The sequence below is a fragment of the Aeromicrobium sp. genome, assembly GCF_036676885.1.
Lineage (GTDB): Bacteria > Actinomycetota > Actinomycetes > Propionibacteriales > Nocardioidaceae > Aeromicrobium.
In genome coordinates, this window is the sequence record NZ_JAKFCB010000321.1 from 1 (window position 1) to 1,814 (window position 1,814).

Below are 1,814 nucleotides of genomic sequence, written 5' to 3' on the forward strand. Positions count from 1 at the left end.
GTCGAGGGCCGCAGCGTCGGCATCGTCGCCAACCAGCCGATGCAGCTCGCCGGCTGCCTCGACATCGACGCCTCCGAGAAGGCGGCCCGCTTCGTCCGCACCTGCGACGCGTTCAACATCCCGGTCCTCACGTTCGTCGACGTGCCCGGCTTCCTGCCCGGCACCGGCCAGGAGTGGGACGGCATCATCCGCCGCGGCGCGAAGCTCATCTACGCCTACGCCGAGGCGACCGTCCCGCTCGTCACGGTCATCACCCGCAAGGCGTACGGCGGCGCGTACGACGTCATGGGCTCCAAGCACCTCGGCGCCGACATCAACATCGCCTGGCCCTCGGCCCAGATCGCCGTCGTCGGCGCATCGGGAGCCGTCGGCATCCTCTACCGCAAGGAGATCGCCGCGTCCGACGACCCGGACGCCACGCGGGCCGAGCTGATGACGGAGTACGAGGACACGCTCTGCAACCCCTACCTGGCGGCCGAGCGCGGCTACATCGACGCCGTCATCGAGCCGGCACAGACCCGTGCCGAGGTCGTCAAGGCGCTGCGGCTGCTCAAGACCAAGCGCGAGACGCTGCCGCCCAAGAAGCACGGGAACATCCCGCTGTGAGCGAGACCTCGGAGCCATCTCCGGTTCCTAGTGAGGCCGCCAGCGGCCGAACGGGAGCGAGCGAGGAACGAGCGAGCGAAGGACACAAGCCCATCCTCCGCGTCGTCAAGGGTGACCTGACGCCCGAAGAGCTCGCCGCGCTCGTCGCCGTCGTCGCCGCCCGCAACGCCGCAGCCGCACACGCCGCCGCCCGCGCCAAGCCCAAGGTCCGGTCGCAGTGGGGGCATCCCGCCCGCATGGCCCGCGCGCCGCACCGGGTCGGCCCGGACCTGTGGCACCGCTCGGCCTACGGCGGCTGACGATGCCCCTGCGGCCCCTCGCCGACGTGTCCGCCGCCGACTGGTTCGTCGACGACGACGCGCCGCCCGTGCTGCGTGCGAACCTCGGGCCGTCGGGCTTCGACGCGTACGTCCGGGTGCTCCACAGCCCGAGGGGGCCCGATGACGACCGGTACGAAGGTCACCTCGAGGAGCACCTCCTGCGCGCGCTGTGCGACGACCTGGCACAGCACACGACGACGCCCGACGACTGCTTCTTCGGCCTGTGGGACGGCTTCGGCGAGCTCTACGGCGGTGAGTCCGCCCTCTTCCTGACAGCATTCACCGGGCCTGCACGCTGGCCCGGGCGCTTCTTCACCAAAGAGAAGCCTCGGCCTCCCGTCCCGCCGGCGTTCCCTACGTCAGTCCTCGAGGGGCCCAAGGTCTCGTACTTCCACGACTACCTCCTCTTCGGCGGTCCCCTGACCTCCGCCGGTGAGTGGGGCGCGACGAGCTACGGACATGGCGTGCCGCGGGACATCAACAGTCCCAACCTCATGTGGCCCGCCGACCACGCGTGGTTCGTCACGACCAACATCGAGAACACGTGGACGGCGGTCGGCGGCACCAAGGAGCTGGCCGACGCGCTGCTGCGCGACGACCGGCTCGAGGTCGTACGGACCCGCTACGACGAAGGAGCCCTGCGATGAGGATCATCCTCGCCTCGGCCTCACCGGCGCGGCTCGCGACGCTACGCACTGCCGGAATCGAGCCCGAGGTCATCGTCTCGGGTGTCGACGAGGAGCGCATCACCTCGACCGACGCCGCCAACCTGGCTGCCGCGCTGGCGCAGCTCAAGTGCCGTACGGTCGCCGCCCAGGTCGAGCCCGACGCGCTGGTCATCGGCTGCGACTCCGTGCTGGCGTTCGAGGGCGAGATCTTCGGCAAGCC

4 protein-coding genes are annotated in these 1,814 nt (G+C 70.6%); all 4 read left to right on the top strand.

The window, feature by feature from the left end:
- Window positions 1–606, top strand: a 606-nt coding sequence (locus V6M46_RS14900; protein WP_332666520.1) for a carboxyl transferase domain-containing protein, incomplete at its 5' end; no start/stop codon positions are given.
- Window positions 603–905, top strand: a complete 303-nt coding sequence (locus V6M46_RS14905) for an acyl-CoA carboxylase subunit epsilon (RefSeq protein ID WP_332666522.1) — start codon at window positions 603–605, stop codon at window positions 903–905. The genes V6M46_RS14900 and V6M46_RS14905, both read left to right, overlap by 4 nt.
- 2 nt (window positions 906–907) lie before the next feature.
- Window positions 908–1,573 carry a hypothetical protein gene (locus V6M46_RS14910; protein WP_332666524.1) on the top strand — a complete coding sequence of 222 codons (666 nt, stop codon included), beginning with the start codon at window positions 908–910 and terminating at the stop codon, window positions 1,571–1,573.
- Window positions 1,570–1,814, top strand: a 245-nt coding sequence (locus tag V6M46_RS14915) for a Maf family protein (protein ID WP_332666525.1), incomplete at its 3' end; no start/stop codon positions are given. The genes V6M46_RS14910 and V6M46_RS14915, both read left to right, overlap by 4 nt.